This is a genomic window from Caulobacter sp. LjRoot300, from assembly GCF_964253875.1.
Classification (GTDB): domain Bacteria; phylum Pseudomonadota; class Alphaproteobacteria; order Caulobacterales; family Caulobacteraceae; genus Caulobacter.
Window position 1 is genome coordinate 420,586 of the sequence record NZ_CAXUSA020000005.1, and the last position, 17,958, is coordinate 438,543.

The 17,958-nt window shown below is 69.0% G+C and carries 11 protein-coding genes and 1 tRNA gene; 3 read left to right on the plus strand and 9 right to left on the minus strand.

The genetic code is table 11. From position 1 onward, the window contains the following. Nucleotides 1–505 precede the first annotated feature (505 nt). Nucleotides 506–580 (plus strand) — tRNA-Val (locus tag ACSQ2G_RS19350). A gap of 42 nt (nucleotides 581–622) precedes the next feature. Here the strand turns inward: ACSQ2G_RS19350 and ACSQ2G_RS19355 are convergent. From ACSQ2G_RS19355 to ACSQ2G_RS19365, 3 genes are all read right to left on the minus strand, one after another. Beyond that, the gene (locus ACSQ2G_RS19355; protein ID WP_436033625.1) at nucleotides 623–1,096 is read right to left on the minus strand and encodes a mismatch-specific DNA-glycosylase; all 474 of its coding nucleotides are present in this window, start codon (nucleotides 1,094–1,096) and stop codon (nucleotides 623–625) included. 176 nt (nucleotides 1,097–1,272) lie between these two features. Then, a complete protein-coding gene (locus tag ACSQ2G_RS19360) occupies nucleotides 1,273–1,674 on the minus strand; it encodes a helix-turn-helix domain-containing protein (RefSeq protein WP_310084886.1) in 402 nt (133 codons plus the stop codon). A 120-nt stretch (nucleotides 1,675–1,794) separates the two neighbouring features. Further along, on the minus strand, nucleotides 1,795–2,814 hold the full coding sequence (locus ACSQ2G_RS19365) for a saccharopine dehydrogenase family protein (protein WP_436033627.1): 1,020 nt from the start codon (nucleotides 2,812–2,814) through the stop codon (nucleotides 1,795–1,797). A 102-nt stretch (nucleotides 2,815–2,916) separates the two neighbouring features. On the opposite strand from ACSQ2G_RS19365, the gene ACSQ2G_RS19370 reads away from it, so the two are divergent. Next, nucleotides 2,917–3,522: a TetR/AcrR family transcriptional regulator gene (locus ACSQ2G_RS19370; RefSeq protein WP_436033629.1), complete on the plus strand. Its 606-nt coding sequence runs from the start codon at nucleotides 2,917–2,919 to the stop codon at nucleotides 3,520–3,522. A gap of 151 nt (nucleotides 3,523–3,673) precedes the next feature. Then, nucleotides 3,674–5,632 carry a PAS domain S-box protein gene (locus ACSQ2G_RS19375; protein WP_436033631.1) on the plus strand — a complete coding sequence of 653 codons (1,959 nt, stop codon included), beginning with the start codon at nucleotides 3,674–3,676 and terminating at the stop codon, nucleotides 5,630–5,632. On the opposite strand, the gene ACSQ2G_RS19380 is transcribed toward ACSQ2G_RS19375, so the two are convergent. The 6 genes from ACSQ2G_RS19380 to ACSQ2G_RS19405 all read right to left on the minus strand — a co-directional run bounded on the left by ACSQ2G_RS19380 (nucleotide 5,620) and on the right by ACSQ2G_RS19405 (nucleotide 17,899). Then, on the minus strand, nucleotides 5,620–6,861 hold the full coding sequence (locus tag ACSQ2G_RS19380) for a pectate lyase family protein (RefSeq protein ID WP_436033633.1): 1,242 nt from the start codon (nucleotides 6,859–6,861) through the stop codon (nucleotides 5,620–5,622). The genes ACSQ2G_RS19375 and ACSQ2G_RS19380 overlap by 13 nt on opposite strands. 11 nt (nucleotides 6,862–6,872) lie before the next feature. Then, nucleotides 6,873–9,992, minus strand: a complete 3,120-nt coding sequence (locus ACSQ2G_RS19385) for a sugar-binding domain-containing protein (RefSeq protein WP_436033635.1) — start codon at nucleotides 9,990–9,992, stop codon at nucleotides 6,873–6,875. Between the two features lie 49 nt (nucleotides 9,993–10,041). Beyond that, nucleotides 10,042–11,001, minus strand: a complete 960-nt coding sequence (locus ACSQ2G_RS19390; protein ID WP_436033636.1) for a pectinesterase family protein — start codon at nucleotides 10,999–11,001, stop codon at nucleotides 10,042–10,044. Continuing rightward, nucleotides 10,998–13,370 (minus strand): glycoside hydrolase family 95 protein, encoded by a 2,373-nt coding sequence (locus ACSQ2G_RS19395; protein WP_436033638.1) that lies wholly within the window; start codon nucleotides 13,368–13,370, stop codon nucleotides 10,998–11,000. Before ACSQ2G_RS19395 ends, ACSQ2G_RS19390 begins: the two co-directional genes overlap by 4 nt. 6 nt (nucleotides 13,371–13,376) lie before the next feature. Next, complete coding sequence (locus ACSQ2G_RS19400; protein ID WP_436033640.1) at nucleotides 13,377–14,270, minus strand: rhamnogalacturonan acetylesterase; 894 nt, start codon at nucleotides 14,268–14,270, stop codon at nucleotides 13,377–13,379. Between the two features lie 146 nt (nucleotides 14,271–14,416). After that, on the minus strand, nucleotides 14,417–17,899 hold the full coding sequence (locus ACSQ2G_RS19405) for a TonB-dependent receptor domain-containing protein (RefSeq protein ID WP_436033642.1): 3,483 nt from the start codon (nucleotides 17,897–17,899) through the stop codon (nucleotides 14,417–14,419). Nucleotides 17,900–17,958: the final 59 nt, after the last annotated feature.

The window sequence follows — 17,958 nt, forward strand, 5'->3', positions numbered from 1 at the left end:
ACGGGCGGGTGGAGATCGCCATCGTCGTGTCCTCCGACGCCGGGGCGGCGCTCAAGACCTTGCAGGACAAGGGGCTGAACGGTTCCAACGTGGCCTTCATCAGGGTCATCCGGCCAGCGCCCCCCCTGGGCGCGAAGCCTCTTGAACGGTCACGCCCAGGTCCTTGTTCAGGCGAATCCCGACGCCCCTGAGGTCGTGTTAACCGCCACGACCCCCGACCTTCCACCCGCGCGGCTGGGCGCATGCCCTTCACAGAAACCCCGCCGAACGCCGTGAACAGAACGTGATCGAAGCAGATCAACCGATACGCGGCTAAAACCGCTTCCGCGGCGCGAGACGGCGACCAGGAACGGCAATTGCGCCAGGCGGACGGGCGCGAACCCGATCGTGTTCGGGCCGATCAACGACTTGCCGGACAACGGAATTTCACCTCTTGCGCGCCCCCAAACGCCGGGCTATACGCCCCTCCTCTCGCGACGAAGTCCGTTTTTGGGACGCGCGATTGGGATGCTTAGCTCAGCGGGAGAGCACCTCGTTCACACCGAGGGGGTCGCAGGTTCAATCCCTGCAGCATCCACCATTCCCTTCTCTCCCAGCGACAGACGCAGCTCGCTATAGGCTGTCACCAGGGCGTCCTGGCCGAAGGCAAGATTGCGGCCGCTGGGATTGGGCAGCACCCACGCGACGGCGCCGCCGAAGGGGCTGCGCCTGCCGGCCCCAGGGCACGGCCCGGCGCCCGATCATCGCCGCGTAGGCCGCCCTTGCCCAGAAAGGCCACGCAGCGCGGCGCCCAGCGGCGGACCCACGGCTCGAACCTCGCCGCGGCGGCCACGAACTCCGACCGCGCCAGGTCGTCAACCCCAGCGGTCGGCCGCTCGACCACGCTGGTGATTCCCAGGCCATGGGCCAGCAGGCGGGCGGCCTGCTTGGGATCGATTTGGTCCGGGGTGAATCCGGCCAGGTGCAGGACGCGCCAGAACCGGTTGCCACGACCGACGAAATGATGCCCCGCCGACGCGGCGGAGAGCCCTGGGTTCAGCCCGCAGAAAACCACGTCCAGGCCCGGGGCGACGATGTCGGGCAGCGGCTTTTCCATGAAGGCGGACCTAGCAGGCTGTTGAAGAAGTCGCTCCCACAGGCTGATTTTCGCGGTTTGACTCGTTTTGAAGTGAACCGAGCCAAATCCACCTACTGAAAACATTGGCTTTTTTGATTTCACCCTGGTGGCTTCGGCCTCTTCCAGGGGGTCAAAAATCGAATTTCAACAGCCTGCTAGGCCTCGTCGTCGGTGTTGGCCATGGCCTTGGCCAGCGCGACCAGACGGCGGCGCAGCTTCGGATTCATCGCCTTGAAGGCGACGACCAGATCCTGCGAACCGCTTTCCCCGAGGAAGTCGATCAGCCCGCTCGCGGGGGTGTCGCCGCTGATCCCCGGGTGGTCCAGCCCCTCGAAGAAGTCGGCCAGCGGGGTGTTCAGCTTCTGGGCGATCTCGTAGAGCTTGGAAGAGCTGACCCGGTTGGCGCCGCGCTCGTATTTCTGGATCTGTTGGAAGGTGATGCCCAGCGCCTCGGCCAATTCGGTCTGCGACATGCCCATGGCCTTGCGCTTGGCCCGGATCAAGGCGCCGACGTGCCTGTCCACATGATGCGGCTCGGAAACGGACGTGACTTGCATGATCTTCACCTTCCCTAAAACGCCTGACGCCAAAGCCTCCAGACAAGCGTCACTGTCGCTACTACTATAAAGCCAAGGTTGCGGCTTGGTTGCAGGCGGATCGTCGCAGGCGAGAGTCGGCTAGGCGTTGACCGTCAGGGTTTCGAACGGCAGCGCCCGCAGGAAATCCACGGCGTCGAAAACCTGGCCGGGCGCCAGCGCGCCGGCGATCTGTCCGTCGCTCGCCAGCAGGCGCCGGACGGCCTCGCAGACCAGCGGCGCGGTGAACCCGTAGATGTCGCGCCCCGTCGCGATCGCCCGCCGCGTCTGGCCCGCGCGGCGCACGATCGCCTCGACGACGAACCTCTGGGCCGACCGTCCGCTGTCATCTGCGGCTTCCGGCGGCGGGGTCGCGGCGTCCCGGACGTCCTTCAGGGCCGTCTCGCTGAGGAAGGTGTCCAGCTTGGCGGTCTTCAGGTGGCGGGCGATGACCACGATCTCGGAAAACGGCACCTCGACCATCTCTTGGGCGCCGAACGGTTCAGGGAAGGCCCAGTCCATGCGCGGGGCCGGATTGGCCAACGGCGTCAGGCGTCCCGAGGCGATCACCTGGCGCGGCGCGGTGTTGCGAGCCCCCGTGACGCGCGTGCCCTCGGTCGGCCACCAGCGGTCCAGGCCGATGCCGATCTGGATGTCGTCGGCCTCGCTCCAGTCGCCCAGGGCCGCCGTGACCAGGAGGTCGGCCAGCCCGCCGTAGAATCCCATCGCCGGCAGCGCGACTAGGCCCGCCGCCCGGGCCGGTTCGTCGAACCGGTCGAACACCGCCTGGGCGCTGGACTGCTCGGCCGAGACGTCGACATAGTGGGCGCCTGCCCTCAGCGCGGCCGCGGCTACCGCCTCCGCGGTGTCCAGGAACGGCCCCGCGCAGTTGATCACCGCCGCCACGCCGGCGAACGCGCGATCGAGGGCGCCGGCGTCCTCGACCGTCGCGGTCCGGATCTCCACGCCGCCAGGAAAGGCCGCCCGCAGCGCCTCGATCCGTCGCCCCACCGCCACCGGTGCCAGGCCACGCCGCAGCAGGTCCTCGACCACGAACCGTCCGGTGTGACCCGACGCGCCGAACACCGCCACCCGACGGACGGAACTCTCGAAACCAGTCATTGCATTTCCTCGCTACAGACCTGTCTGTTGCCAGAGCTACAAACAGGTCTGTAGCATGTCAAGCCGCGGTCTGCTAGGAACGGCGCACCGGAGGTTTTCGTGATGCAGCAGGAGTCGGGGCGTTCGACGCCCAACAGCAAGGCCGGTGAGGCGACAGACGTGCGCGAACGCATTCTCGAGACCGCCTCGGGGCTGTTCTACCGCGAGGGCGTGCGCGCGGTCGGGGTCGACCTGGTGGTCGCGGCGGCCGGCGTGGCCAAGACCAGCCTCTACCGCTACTTCCGCACCAAGGACGACCTGATCGCCGCCTTCCTGCAGCGCGAGGACGAGGACTTCTGGCGCACCTGGGACGAGGTGGCGGGGAGGTATCGCGATGATCCGGCGGGCGAGCTTCAGGCCCATATGGACTGGATCGGCGAGCGGGTGGGCCGACCGAACTATCGCGGCTGCCCGCAACTGAACGTCGCCGCCGAGTTTCCCCAGGCCGACCACCCGGCCCGCCAGGTCGCAACGGCCCACAAGCTGGAGCTGAGGCGTCGGCTCTTCGACATCGCCGAGCGACTGGGCGTCGCCCGCGCCGAGATCCTGGCGGGACAGCTGGCGGTGCTGATCAACGGGGCCTTCGTCAGTTCGCCGATCCTGTCGGCCGCCGAGGCGAAGGACCTGCTGCAACAGGCGGCCAGCGCCCTGGTCCAGGCGGCGCGCTAAACGGGGGGCTTCTCGCCATCGGCCGTCGGCCAGCGCCCCGCGAGCCTTGACCGATGCCGGCGGCAGCCGGCGATATCGGCGCCCCACGGAACTCATCGGAAGCGGTGGGGTTCCACTTGCAACACCAGCGCTTCCGGGTATGTCCGACTTAATGCCTTCTCGTCGCGTGACCGACCTGGCGCAAGCCGACCGCTTCCAGTTGCTGGTCGACGCGGTCAGGGACTACGCGATCTATCTTCTCGACGTCGACGGTCGCGTCGCGACCTGGAACACGGGCGCGCAGCTGTTCAAGGGCTACACCGCCGAAGAGATCATCGGCCGGCATTTCTCGACCTTCTACACCGAAGAGGACCGCGCGGCCGGCCTGCCCGAGCGCGCCTTGCGGACCGCCGCCGAGACCGGCCGGTTCGAATCCGAGGGATGGCGCGTGCGCAAGGATGGCACGCGCTTCTGGACCCACGTGGTGATCGACCCGGTGATCGAGGCGGGCGAGGTGATCGGCTACGCCAAGATCACCCGAGATGTCTCCGAGCAGCGCGCGGCCGACCGGGCGCTGTATGAAAGCGAGCAGCGCTTTCGGCTCCTGGTGCAGGGCGTCAAGGACTACGCCATCTACATGCTCGACCCAGAGGGCAACATCACCAACTGGAACGCCGGCGCCGAAGCCATCAAGGGCTACGCCGCCGATGAGATCATCGGCCAACACTTTTCGCTGTTCTATACGCCGGAGGATCGTGAGGCCGGCGCACCGGCCAGGGCCCTGGCCACGGCGCTTCGCGAGGGCAAGTTCTCCGGCGAGGCCCAGCGGGTCCGCAAGAACGGCGAGCGGTTCTGGGCCAGCGTCCTGATCGATCCGATCCGCGACGACGCCGGCCAGTTGCTGGGCTTCGCCAAGGTGACCCGCGACATCACCGAGAAGCGCCGGGCCGAGGAGGAGCTGGAGCGCTCGCGCGAGGCCCTGGTCCAGGCCCAGAAGATGGAGGCGATCGGCCGGCTGACCGGCGGCGTCGCCCACGACTTCAACAACCTGCTGACGGTGATCCGCGCCTCGGCCGACTTCCTGCGGCGACCGGACGTGCCCGAGGAAAAGCGGGCTCGTTACGTCGAGGCGATCGCCGAGACCGCCGAGCGGGCCGCGACCTTGACCGGGCAGCTTCTGGCCTTCGCCCGTCGCCAGCCGCTTCAGCCCGAGGTGTTCGACGTCTGCTCGCGCCTGAGAGGCCTGCACCGGATCATCGGCAGCATGATCGGCTCGTCGGTGACCATCCAGAACGACCTGCCCGAGACCGAGCATGTCGTCGAGGCCGACCCCACCCAGTTCGACACCGCGGTCCTCAACATGGTCATCAACGCCCGGGATGCGATGCCGCGTGGCGGGACGATCCGGATCGGCGCGAGGATCGTCGGCGGCGTCCCCGCCGTGCGAGGCCACGCCGCCGCCAGCGGGGCCTTCGTCGCCGTCGACATCTCCGACGACGGCAGCGGCATGTCGCCCGAGACGCTCCGGAAGATCTTCGAGCCGTTCTTCACCACCAAGCCTGTCGACAAGGGCACCGGCCTGGGCCTCAGCCAGGTCTACGGCTTCGCCAAGCAGTCGCGGGGCGAAATCGACGTCGCCAGCCAGTTGCACGTCGGCACGACCTTCACGCTGTACCTGCCCAGCGCCGCCGGACAGGTCACGACCGTTTCGGCCTCCGCCGCCCAGCCGGCGGACATGTCGAACGCCCCGCGTCGCCGGGTGCTGCTGGTCGAGGACAACGAGGGCGTCGGCAAGTTCGCGGCTGGTCTGCTTAAGGAGCTGGGCCAGGCGGTCACCTGGGTCGGCGACGGGCAGGCCGCGCTCAAGGCGCTGAACAACGATCCCGAAGGCTTCGACCTGGTGTTCACCGACGTGGTGATGCCCGGGATCAACGGGCTGGAGTTGGCCCAGCTGATCCAGAAGCAGCGTCCCGACCTGCAGATCGTGCTGACCAGCGGCTACAGTCACGTGATCGCCGAACAGGGCGCCCAAGGCTTCCCCCTGGTGCGCAAGCCCTATTCGATCGACAGCCTGCTGGCGATCCTGGCTTCGGGGCGGGACTCGGGGAGGGTCGAACCCTACCGCGGATAGCCGCCGACCTCCTTTTCGTCATCGATCACCCGGCCGGTCCCGCGGCGCACCTCCTGGACGATGCGGCGATCGACGGCGTCGCGGTCCCACGGTCGGGCGCCGGCGTCGGCCAGCACCCTGGCCTCGACCCGCCGCGCTTCGATGACCTTCAGGCCCTCGGGCCAGATCGGCGGCTTATCGAGCAGCCGGATCTTCGGCCGGGGCTCGGTGGGCAGGACCCGGGCCGGCGGCATCTCTCGGCCGTCGGCATAGGTCGCCAGGTTGTCGCGCGCATAGAGATCCAGGTCGCCCTGCCCCTCGACGATCAGGAACGGCAGCGTCTGGTCGGTCGAGGCCCCGCCCTTGACCACGTTGCCGACCAGGGCCAGGCGGCCGGTCCGCCAGTCATGGCCTGCCCACTCAGAGGCGTTCAGCGCATAATGCATGGCCCGTGTGCCCGGATCGTAGACCAGGTTGTTGACCGACACGGCCTCGACCGCGCCCTTGAACAGTTGGTTGCGCTCGCGGTTGTGGGCGTAGAGGTTGCCGACGATCAGCACCTGCGTGGCGTTGTCGTGGATCAGGCTGCCCTTGGAGTGCTCGCCCTTCACGTGGCTGGCGTTCGACAGGCCCTCGGCGACGATGTTGTTGCCGAAGGTGATGCGGTGCGAGGTCCCTTCCCGCCAGCCCTTCGGATCCTCGCCGCCGGTGAAGCGCGGGCCCGAGGCCGAGAGGTTCTCGTCGGTGGCCCAGCTGATCGAGCAGTGGTCGACGATCACGTCGTGGGCCTTCCAGCAGGTGATGCCGTCGACCTCCCAGCCGCTGCGCGAGGCCGCGCCGTCGCGACCGGCCCGCACCCGCAGGTGTCGAACGATGACGTCGTGGGCCTCGATGGCCAGGCCGCCCTTGATCAGGGTGACGCCCGGCGAGGGCGCGGTCTCCCCGGCGATCGTCAGGAAGGGCTCGGTGACCTTGAGACTATGCCGCCCCAGGTCGATGACGCCGGCGACGTCGAACACCACGGTGCGCGGCCCCTTGGCCGTCACCGCCGCACGGAAGGACCCCGGCCCGCCGCCGGCCAGGGTGGTCACGCGAATGACCCTGCCGCCGTCGCCGCCGGGCGTGCCGCCCGCCCAGCCCAGGCGCTCGAACATCCTGGACTTGGGTGCGGCCACGGCGCTGAAAGCCGGAAGCGCCAGGGCGCCGCCCAGCAGGATCGCCCGCCGCCCGATCATCGTCGTATCCGTCATCCCAGCCCCCCTCAAGATCCGCGCGCCAGCCAGTCGACGGCGTTGGCCAGCCAGCGTCGCTGCAGCGGGCCGGCCATGTCCGGCAGCCAATGGACCAGCGCCCGCATGCCGTTTCGGCGGGCGATGAAGCTGGCCGCGCCGTTCCTGCGGTCGTGGTCGCGGCTGTAGGCGGCGATGACCTCGAGGCCCTCACCCTCCACGACCAGTCCGTTGGACGGCTGGCCCTCGACCTGGTGCAGCACGCTCAGGCCCATGTCCACGGGCAGGCCGGCGAAGGTGGAATGGGCGCGCACATAGTTCCAGTTGCCCATCCAGGGCGCGCGCAGGCCGCCGACCTGGCCGGCGTAGGCGAACAGGCCCAGGCCCGACAGCTGCCGGGCCACGCCCTCGGCCAGGCCGTCTTCCTGCACCATGGCCAGCAGCGGGACCCCCGCCTTGACCGCCGCCAGCACCTCGGGCGGCAGCTCGCCCAGCACGACGACGGACTTGTCGCCCTTCCTGGGCTGGGCCTCCAGGCCGGTCTGCTCGCCGACCTGCCGCCGGACGATCTCGCCGCTCTTCAGGCCGGAGGCGATGATCCCGTCGTAGTGGCCGTCCGGCTTGAAGTCCTCAAGGACGACGCCCGGGACAGCCGCCAGCTGGTCGCGCAGGCTGCGGGCGATCCCTGAGACGCCGAGACGCGCCGTCCTAGCCGGCGTCGGCGCCGGTCCGGTCACCCAGATCTCGCGGTCGGAAACGATGTCGCCGAGGGCGACGCGGATCAGGTTCGAGCCCTTGCGACGCAGCGGCGGGGTGCGGACGCTCTCGGCCACCAGATAGCTGAAGCGGTCGGGCGACTGGGCCGGAACTGGCCAACGGCCGAGGGGCTCGACGCCGCCATCCGGCCCGACCAGGCTGAGCACCAGTTCGCCCGTGACCGCCTTGCCGGCGTCGTTCAGCAGATAGAGGTCCAGCTCCGCGCTGTCGCCGGCCGCATAGGCCAGGGCGTGGGGCTTGGCGATGGCCAGCACCGGCCGCAGGCTCTGGCTGAGCAGGGCCGGATCGGCCTTGAAGCCGCGCAGGTTGTCGACGATCCCCGAATGGTTCTCGATCGCCGTGCTCTCCCAGCCCGAGATGGCGGCGATATCGACGGTGTCGCCGATCCGGATGTTCTCCAGATACTCGCGCCACGCCTCGTAGGCCTTGCGGCCGACCGACAGGAACAGGTCCTCGCTGGTCGGGAAGGCCTTCTGGAACCCCCAGCGCTCAAGATAGCCGTTGGTGGCCGCGACCACCGCCCTGTGATCCTCCAGGTCGTAGCTCTTGCCGCCCTTGGCCAGGATCTCGACCAGCATGGCCTCATGATTGTCGGCGACGGCGCAGCCCTGCATCTCGCCGAACTCGACGATGAACGGCTTGCCGGTCTGGCGATGGATGTAGTCGTCCTTGCCCTTGTAGAAGCGGTCGTACCACTGATCGCCGGCCCCCTGGTGGTTGACCCACCAGCCGCCCCACGCGTCCTTGTCCGAGCGCCAGTAGCGATCGTCATACGGCAGGTACATGGCTTGGGCCGCGCCCCGCGCCACGAAGCCGTCGTTGAGGATCACCGTCCGGCTGGGATCCAGGTCGTGGATCGCCTTCAGCACCGCCTGGACGTCGAGACTGGCCAGGTTGGCGCCGATCTCGTTCTGCAGGGTGTACTGAACCAGCGAGGGGTGCGAGCGGAAGGCCCGGGCCATGGCCTTGCACTTCTCGACCATGAAGTCGCGGCTGAAGGCGTCGGCGGGCGACAGGGTCTCGCCGGGCTTGAGGTCCTTGCCGATCGCGTGGCGGCCGCCGCCGGGCTCCATCACCCGCAGCAGGCCCATCTCGTCCATCGCCGCGAACACCTCGGGCTTGCCGATGTTGCGATGGAAGTGGAGCGTGTTCAGCCCCAGGGTCCTGGCCGCCGTCACCTCGCGCCGCGCCAGTTCCGGCGTCGGCCACAGGCCGTTGAAGCCCCAATAGCCCCAGGAGATCGCCGAATAGAGCCTTATCCGCCGGCCGTTCAGGCGCAGCATCGCGTCGGACCCCAGGCCCTCGGGCGCGAACCAGCGGAAGCCGAAGCGGACCTCTCGCGCGTCCACCGCACCCTTCCCCTCGGTCCAGCGGAACCGCAGGCGATACAGGTTCGGCGTGTCCAGGTCCCAGAGCGCGGCGTCGGGCGCGTGGACGGCGAACCGGGCGCGCAGGCGATGGTCGTCCAGCCGCTCCAGCGCTTCCAGCCGGATGTCGGCGGCGACCGGCCGGCCCGTGTCGTCGACCAGGCTCGCCGAGGCCTTGGCCTTGAGACGGTCGAGCCCGGCGTCGGTCACCCCCCGCTTCAGCACCATCTCCATGAAGGCGGTCACCCGGCGCGGATCAGGGGTGTTCAGCACCCAGGCGTCGTCGATGCGGGCCGCCAACGGATGAACGCTCAGCGTCAGCCCCCGGTCCAGCCCGCCGAAACCGTGCGAGGCGAACAGCTTGGCCTTGCCCCACATCATGGTCGTGCTGTCGCGCCAGTCGAACCGGCCGCCGGGATTGGTGATGCGAATCGACAGGCGGTTGGCCTGGCCCGGCCGCATGGCGGCGGTCAGGTCGCAGGCGATCGGCAGCTCCGACATGATCGAGTAGCCGACCAGCTGCTCGTTCAGGAACACCTCGGCCCGCAGGCGCGCGCCGCGGATGTTCAGCATCACCCGCTTGCCGCTGGCGGACGCGGGAATGTCGATCGTCCTGGACCACCACGACACGCCCGTATAGGCGCCGTAGCGCGGCACGTCGTCGTCCTCCGCGTAGCGGTACTCGTCGGCGCCGTAGGGCCGCGTCCCGAACTTTCCCCAGAAGTGCTGCTCGACCGTGGTCGGCAAGGTCACCGTCACCGCCTCGGATGAGCCCAATGAGCCCCAGCCGCCGGTCGGCGGATTGACCGGCAGCGTCGCCAGGTCGAACTGGCCCGGCAGGTGGATAGCGTCGTCCTTCCAGGGGGCGGCCTGGTCGATCCAGAGGCTCCAGCCTTCGTCGGGAACGGCCAACGGATCGGCCTCGGCGGCGTGGGCCAGGGCCGGCGCCAGGCTGGCGGCCACGCCCAGGCCGCCGGCGGCCAGGAAGCTTCGTCGGTCCAGCGGCATCGTCCGGCTCATCGCGCTTGACCTTCGATCAGGTCGTGAAACGGGCCGCTCAAGGCCGCCACCCGTCCGGGCCGGCCAGGAACACGTCGCGGCTCCAGGCCTTGGCCTGGTCGGCGGTCAGCTGGCGGCTACGGGGCTCGCGGGTCGTGGGGCTGGCCCCCTGCCCCGTCGAGGCGAACTCGGCATAGGTGGCCGTGCCCAGGGTGTCGGTCTTGCCTGGCGTCCATTCGCGCCAGCCTTCCGGATGCAGGGCCGCGTCGATGCGGGTGCGCAGGAAGATGACCGTGGCGTAGGGCCGCCAGGCGCGGCCGAACCAGAGCTCGCCCACCTTCGGGTCGGCGGTGATCCGACAGCGATCGAAGACATAGGCGCTGTCCTGGTCGGGCCTGGACTTGCTCTGGGCCGTGATCATCACCGTCTCGTGGGCGATCCCGTGGATGTGGCAGCGGTCGAAGAACGCCTTGGCGTCGCCGAAGATGAAGTCGACATGGCCCTCTATGTAGCAGTCGCGGAAATACTGCCGGCTGGGGGCGGACTTCTTGCTGGCGGCGTAGAGGGTGTCCTGGGCGCCCAGCAGACGCACCTTTTCCAGCACCGCGCGGTCGGCGGTGATGGCCAGGGCCACGGCCTGTGAGGGACGGGCGTCCTTCAGGTGGTAGTCGTTCTGGATGGTCAGGTTGCGGGCCCGGAAGCCATCGCCCGAGACGTTGACCGAGGCCGACTTGAACGTGCCGCCGGCGGTGATCGCCCCGTCGCTCCAGACCAGCACCACGTCCTGCGGCCGCCTGCCCTTGCCGATCAGGCGGACGTTGGGCTTGGCGATCTCGAGCTTCTCGCGATACTCGCCGGGCGCAAGCTCCAAGGTCCCGCCGTCGGCCGGCAGGGCGTTGACGGCGGCCTGGACGCTGGCATAGGCGCCGGCCTTGCCGACGCGCAAGGTCGTGGCTCGGGCGTCGAGGCCGACCATCAGGGCGGCCAGCCCGCAAACGATCGCGATCAGCCGGGTCACGCCTGGGTTCTCCGCAGCACGCCATCGCGCGCCGTCAGGCGGACGCGCTGGCCCGTCTTCAGGTCGAGATCGATCGCCGAGCCGCCGTAGCGCACCTGGTGGCGACCGTCGGCGGCGGCGGTCAGCACGGCGGTCTCCAGCTTGCCGCGCGTCCAGCTCAGGTCGACGCCGACCGCGCCGCGGGCTCGCAGGCCGGTGGCATGGCCGGTCGGCCAGGCCGACGGCAGGGCCGGCAGCAGGTAGATCCGGTCGTTGCGGCTTTGCAGGATCATCTCGGTCATGCCCGAGGTCCCGCCGAAATTGCCGTCGATCTGGAACGGCGGATGGGCGTCGAACATGTTCGGATAGGTCCGCTCAGGCCCCAGCAGCAGCGACAGGATCCTGTGGGCCCGGTCGCCGTCGCCCAGGCGCGACCACAGGTTCAGCCGCCAGGCGATGGCCCAGCCGGTGGAGATGTCGCCCCGGGTGTTCAATGAGACCTTGGCGGCCTGGGCCAGCTTCGGCGTGGTGTCGAGGGCGATCTGGTCGCTGGGGAAGACGCCGTACAGGTGCGAAACGTGGCGGTGGTGGATGTCGGTCGCGTCGGCGTCCCAGTCCTCCTGCCACTCCTGAAGCTGGCCGTCCTTGCCGATCTTGTAGGGCGCCAGCCTGTCGCGCGCGGCCGCCAGCTCGGCGCTGAAGTCGGCGTCCGTCCCCAGGATGGCGGCGGCCTTGATGCAGGCGGTGAATAGGTCGCGGATGATCGCCTGGTCCATGGTCGGGCCGGCCACCAGGGACGAGCCGTGGCCATGGCTGTTCTCCGGCGAGATCGACGGATTGGTCACCAGCTTGCCGGACCTGGGATCGACCACCAGGGCGTCGAGGAAGAACAGGGCCGCGCCGCGCATCAGCGGATAGACCTCGGTCAGGTAGGCGCGGTCGCGGCCGTAGTCGTAGTGGTCCCACAGGTGCTTGCAGAGCCAAGCCCCGCCTGTCGGCCAGACCCCGAACTTGGCGCCGTCGATCGGGCCGCTGGCCCGCCACAGGTCGGTGTTGTGGTGGGTCACCCAGCCGCGAGCGCCGTACATCACCTTGGCCGTCCGGGCGCCGGTGACCGACAGGTCGCGGACCATGGCGATCAGCGGCTGAACGCACTCGACCAGGCCCGTCGGCTCGGCCGGCCAATAGTTCATCTCGGTGTTGATGTTGATCGTGTACTTGCCGCCCCAGGGCGGCGAGGTCTTGTCGTTCCAGACCCCCTGCAGATTGGCGGCCTGACCACCGGGACGCGAGCAGGCGACCAGCAGATAGCGGCCGTACTGGTAGTACAGCGCCGCCAGGGCGGGGTCGTCCGTGGTCTGCGAGACCTTGATCCGCTCGTCGGTGGGCTTCAGCGCCGCCGTGGTGGTTCCAAAGTCGATATCGACCCGTCGGAACAGCGCCCGATGGTCGGCCTGGTGAGTGGCCAGCAGCGCCGGCCAGGGCTTGGCCGAGGCCTTGGCCAGCACCGCGCGGTTGATGGCGACCGGATCGCCGCCGACGTCGTCGAAGCGGCGATAGCTGGTGGCGGCGGCGATCAGCAGCAGCACCTCGTCGGCGCCGGCGACCGACAGCGCGCCATCCCTGGCGCTCAGGGTCCCGCCCCTGTTGAGCACCTGCACGCGGCATTCGAACTTCAGCTGAGCGGCGATCCCCTGCTGGCTGTCGTTGGCCCCGGCCAGCACCAGGGTGTCGCGGCCCTCGACGCTGGAGACCGGCCTGGACTTCAGCGGGCTCTCGAAGCTCAGGTCGACCGAGATCGCCCCGCCCCTGTCGGCGCTCAGGCGCACGGCGATCACCCGGTCCGGATAGCTGCCGATGACCTGGCGGGTGTAGCGCGTTCCGCCCACCTTGAAGCGTGTAGTGGCGATGGCGCCGTCCAGGTCGAGATCTCGGACGTAGTCGGCGGGTTGGCCTTCCAGGCCCGGGAAGATCAGCTTCAGGTCGCCGATTGTCTGGTACGACATCTGCCGCTTGGGCGTGGCCATGAAGCGGGCGTCGGCCACCTCGGTGGCCTTGGCGTAGTCGCCCGCGTCGATCAGCGCCCGGATCTCCGGCAGGGCCTTCAGCGCCTCGGGATTGGCCGGGTCATAGGGCCCGCCGGCCCACAGGGTGTCCTCGTTCAACTGCAGCCGCTCGGCCGCCACGCCGCCGAACACCATCGCCCCCATCCGCCCCGAACCGACCGGCAAAGCCTCGACCCATTCCTTGGCCGGCTGGCGATACCAGAGGCGCAGGGGCGAGGCCGGGGCGGCCTTCGCCGGCTTGAACGCCAGGCCGCCGGTCGCGGCGCCGGCCGCCAGGGCCAGGGTGGTTCTACGGGTCAGCCGCACGGCGGGGTCCTTCGTCACGCGAAACTAGGGGATCAGGAACCGGCGCACGGCCGGAACGGCCTTGGCCAGGTCGGCGGCGACGAGGGCCGCGAAATAGTCGGCGCCCGCCTCGCCCAGGTGGGTGTAGTCGAACGACAGCTTGGCCTGGCCCATGGGCTCGACGGCGGCGTTGTTCTGGGCGGTCGGCGGAGCGGTCCCGGTGGGTGCGCCGACCGCGCCGGGCGTGGGCGTGCCGGCCGCGATCGTCGTGCCCGTCCTGGCCGCTTCCAGCACATGGGCGGGCGGCGGGCTCTGGGCGAAGCGCGTGGCCTCCGCCGCGCCCATGGCCTGGACCGCCGCGGAGCTGTCGGCGTGCAGGTCGACCAGCGGCGCCCCCGTCTCGGCCGCGACCTTGCGCGTCGCCTCGGCCCACGGACCCAGGTCGTTGACCAGCTTACCGTCCTTGAACTGCCGCCGGGTCAGCGGGGTCACCAGCACCGGCTTGCCGCCGGCGGCGCGGATCTCGGCGACATAGGCCTTCAGGTTGGCCGGGAACTCGGTGGCCAGGTCCGTGGACCGGCCCGGCTTGCCCGGCTGATCGTTGTGGCCGAACTGGACCAGGACATAGGTGTCGTTGAACCCGCCCGACTTGATCTCGCTCAGCGCCAGGGCCCACGACCCTTCCGTCCGGTAGTTGCCGCTGCTGCGGCCGCCGCGCGCCAGGTTGATGCAGGCGGCGAACGAGGTCACGTGCTTGGCGCAGAAGCTGGGGCCCCAGCCGCCCTGCACGGCGGTGGTCGAGTCGCCGACCAGCACGATCTTAATGGCGTTGAAATGCGGCGGCGGGTCGGGGACCGGCGTTTGCGCCCGGGCGCCGCCGGCGGCGATCAGCGACCCGGCCGCCAGCCAGGACGCGAGGAGAAGGGCCTTGAAACGCATCCGTCGTCTCCGGACTGCCGACTGAACAAAGGAGGCGGACGGCCGGGGAAGGCCGGCCATCCGCCGAAGTGGCCGCGGGAGGCGGCTTGGCGACCGCAGATCAATCGACCCGCGGGTCGGCTGGCGACCGCCAGCCGAAAAAGGGGTCAGTACTTGTAGCGGACGCCGATCCGGTAGTTCGGACCCGTGCCGCCGTAGGACTGGACGACCGGGTCCGCATAGCTGAACCGCTCGGCCATCTCGTTGGTGATGTTCAGCGCCTCGAAGGTGATGCTGACCTGCTTGAGCGGCTGGTAGCGCATCGAGAAATCGACGTTGGTGGTCGCCTTGGCTCCGCTGAACTCGTTGATCAGCGGACTGTCGCAGGCCGAGCCATTGGCCTGCAGGCCCGGATCGCAGTTGCCGGCCGTGATCGGATAGGTGGTGTAGTACCGGCTGCGATGGGCCACCGAGACCCGGGCGTTGAACTTGTCGGTCTCATAGTAGAGCGTGAAGTTCAGGCCCTTCGGCGACGCGCCCAGCCAAGGCCCCTTGCCATGGACCGGCGCCTTGGTGACCGCGCCGGTGGCGGCGTTCACCGAGCCCGGATCGAGGATGTAGGTCAGCTCGGTGTCCAGCTTGGTCATGTTGAACTGGACGCCCAGGTTCTTGAAGTACCAGGGCAGGAAGGTCAGGTCCTGCTGGTAGTTGAACTCCCAGCCCTGCAGGATCCCGCCGGGCGCGTCGCGGACCTGGCGGGCCAGCACCGGGTTGTTGGCGTCGATGTAGGCGCGGCGGAACACGTCACCGCCGGTCGCGCCCGGGAACTGCGCCTTCAGCTGTTCGATCGCCGCGGGGTCGAGGAAGTCCGACAGCGGCGCCTCGTAGAAGATCGTCTGCGGGTACGAGGCGATGTCCTTGCGGAAATAGGCCAGGCTGATCAGGCCGCCGGGCGTGAAGTACCATTCGCCGGCGATGTCGTAGGCCTCGCCGCGGAACGGCGAGAGCTTGGGATTGCCCACGGTCAGCGTCGCCCCGGTGCTCGAGCCGTCGCTGGGGATGCTGATGCCGGTCACCGCCGGCGACAGGTTGCCCAACAGCGGCCGGGCCATGACCTTGGCCGCCGCGGCCCGGACGTAGAAGTTATGGAAGGCCTCGAACGTCACGTTGCCGGCCGGCAGCGTGTCGTCATAGCTGTTCTTGCCATAGATCGCCCGGCCGGCGGTGGTTTCGCCCTGGGAGTCGACGGCCGTGTGGGCCTGGCGGATCCCGACGTTGCCCGATAGCCGGCGACCGTCCAGGACGTCGTAGCTGAAGTTGAACTGGGCGTAGTAGGCCAGGTTCTCCTCGGTCACGCCGAACGAGGCCGAGCGGTTGCGCTTCCGGGTGATGCGGAAGTCGCCGTACTTGTTGATGCAGTTGCAGGTGAAGCCGAAGACGTTGTCGAAGGCTTCCAGGCTGGGCGCGAAGAAGCTGGTGGTCGTGCCCTCGGGAACCTCCAGGCCCTGGCCAAAATCGATGACCTGGCCCAGCGACGCGATGCTGACGCCGGCCTCGCGCTCGGTCGGGTTCAGGAGGTCGCTATTCCTTTCGAACTGGTTGGTGGTGAACTTGAACCTGCGCCCCGTGCCGCCGAACTTGATCGTCCAGTGGTCGTCCACCTCGTAGGTGAAGTCGGCCTTCAGGCCCTTGTAGGTGTTGACCGTCTCGCGCTCGTAGTTGCGCATGGCCGAGAAGCCCTTGACGATCCCCCACTTGTTGGGATCGGCGGCGTTGAAGCCGGCGTCGAACCTGGGCATGCCGGCCGCGCCGCGCTCGTCGAAGATGAACGGCTCGGGCGCGTCCATGTAGTTGAACTCGACCAGGGTGCCCGTGTTCTTGTTGGTGGACTCCGACAGACCGGCGCTGAACTGGCCGCTGAACCGGTCGCTGAACTCGTGGGTCAGGTCCGCCGACACCTGACGGAAGTCGGTGGTGTAGGCGCCGCGGTCGGCGGCCGAGCGCCAGTCGACATTGCCCAGCTTCAGATATTCGGCGTTCTGGCCCACCACCTCGGCGTCGAGCAGCTTGACCGACGGGCGGCCGATCAGGTCGCCGCGGAACGGCAGGGTCGAGCCGGGGCCGGCGTAACCGGGCGAGGCGGGGTTGGTGTAGTACTCGTACGGGTCCAGGTTGTTTGGATTGTAGCTGAACGTGTAGCCGCTGACCGGCGCGGTCCCGTTGAGCGACTGGCCGCAGTCCTGGCCGGGGTTCAGCTCGGTTTCCTCGGCGAAGGTGCAGCTGCCGGGATAGAGCCCCCGGCGCTGGGCCTCGGTCAGGGTCGAGCCGTTGCGGGCCGTCGCCGTGGGCACGTTGCCGCCGTAGGCGTAGCTGGCGTTGGTGTTGTTGCGGTTCAGGCCGACCGGCGACAGGCCGTAGTTGGTGGTCACGCTCTTGAAGCGCGAATAGAGCGCGTCGACCGTCAGCCGGGTGCGGTCGCTGATCTGCACCTGGAAGGCTCCGGTCAGGCCCAGGCGCTCGGTGTCGACGTCCTTTTGGTTCAGCGTCGGCAGGGCCGGGAAGCGGATCAGCGAGTCGTTGCAGCCCCCTGTGGTGGGGGTCAGCGACGCCACGGGCTGGGCCGCCGCCGCCGCGCAATTCGGATAGAGCTTGGCGTAGGCGGCCGGGTCGGAGCCCGTCATCTCGGCGTAGGCGGCCGGATTGGCCATCGGGTTGTAGTAGTTGGCCGGATTGGCCTTGTAGGTGTCGAGCGCGGCCCCGGTCAGGGTGGTGGGGATCAGGGCGCGGAACACCGTGCCGGTCGGCGCCGCGAAGCCCGCGCGGCCAGGCAGTTCGTCGCCGGTCCAGGTCGAGCCGCGATAGGTGTAGTCGGACGAGCCGGCGCCCCGGCCGTAGTTGTCGTCGACCGACTTGCGCTTGGCGTAGGCGCCCGACAGCAGCAGGCCCACCTTGCCGTCGAACCAGCGGTCCGAAGCCAGCACCGTGAAGCGCGGGCTGTGGGTCTTGCCGTTCTCGTAATAGGAATCCTCGGCCGAGGCTGCGAAGGCGGTCTTCTTGTAGTCGAACGGCTTGCCGGTGATCAGGTCGACCGTGGCGCCCAGCGAGCCTTCGTCGGCTTCGGCCGATGACGACTTGCGCACCCGCACCGAGCTGAACAGCTCCGAGGCGAAGGCGTTGAAGTCGAAGGCCCGCGAGCGGTTGGGGCTGGCCCCGGCGTCGTTGTTGGCGCCGGTGGACAGCGCCTCCATGTTGTTGATCCGCACGCGGCTGAAGTCGCCGCTCAGGCCGCGAACGCTGATCGTGCGGCCCTCGCCGTTGTCTCGATCGATCGAGATGCCCGGCAGGCGCTGCAGGGATTCGGCGAGGTTCGAATCCGGGAAATCGGCGATGTCCTCGGCATTGATGGCGTCGAGCATGACGTCCGAGGTCTTCTTGGTCTCCATGGCGCTGCGCAGCGAGGCGCGATAGCCGGTGACGACGACCTCCTCGACGACGCTGGCGTCCAAATTGGCCGCCGCCTGGGTCGTCTGGGCCTGGGCGGCCGTGGCCGCCAATCCGATCGAGAAGCCGGCCGTCAGCGCCGCCGTCAGCGCCCGGCGGGACGAATGGCGAAGCAGGGCGCGGGTGCGCGGGTGCGTGGACGTGGTCATGGACTTTTCCTCCCCAGTCAGTCCCGGGCGGTTCGCGACCGCCTTTCTCTTTCCGGCCT

Coding starts and splice junctions, on each gene's coding strand:
- ACSQ2G_RS19355 (WP_436033625.1), bottom strand. CDS start 1,096: ATGGAAAAGCCGCTGCCCGACATCGTCGCCCCGGGCCTGGACGTGGTT.
- ACSQ2G_RS19360 (WP_310084886.1), bottom strand. CDS start 1,674: ATGCAAGTCACGTCCGTTTCCGAGCCGCATCATGTGGACAGGCACGTC.
- ACSQ2G_RS19365 (WP_436033627.1), bottom strand. CDS start 2,814: ATGACTGGTTTCGAGAGTTCCGTCCGTCGGGTGGCGGTGTTCGGCGCG.
- ACSQ2G_RS19370 (WP_436033629.1), top strand. CDS start 2,917: ATGCAGCAGGAGTCGGGGCGTTCGACGCCCAACAGCAAGGCCGGTGAG.
- ACSQ2G_RS19375 (WP_436033631.1), top strand. CDS start 3,674: ATGCCTTCTCGTCGCGTGACCGACCTGGCGCAAGCCGACCGCTTCCAG.
- ACSQ2G_RS19380 (WP_436033633.1), bottom strand. CDS start 6,861: ATGACGGATACGACGATGATCGGGCGGCGGGCGATCCTGCTGGGCGGC.
- ACSQ2G_RS19385 (WP_436033635.1), bottom strand. CDS start 9,992: ATGCCGCTGGACCGACGAAGCTTCCTGGCCGCCGGCGGCCTGGGCGTG.
- ACSQ2G_RS19400 (WP_436033640.1), bottom strand. CDS start 14,270: ATGCGTTTCAAGGCCCTTCTCCTCGCGTCCTGGCTGGCGGCCGGGTCG.
- ACSQ2G_RS19405 (WP_436033642.1), bottom strand. CDS start 17,899: ATGACCACGTCCACGCACCCGCGCACCCGCGCCCTGCTTCGCCATTCG.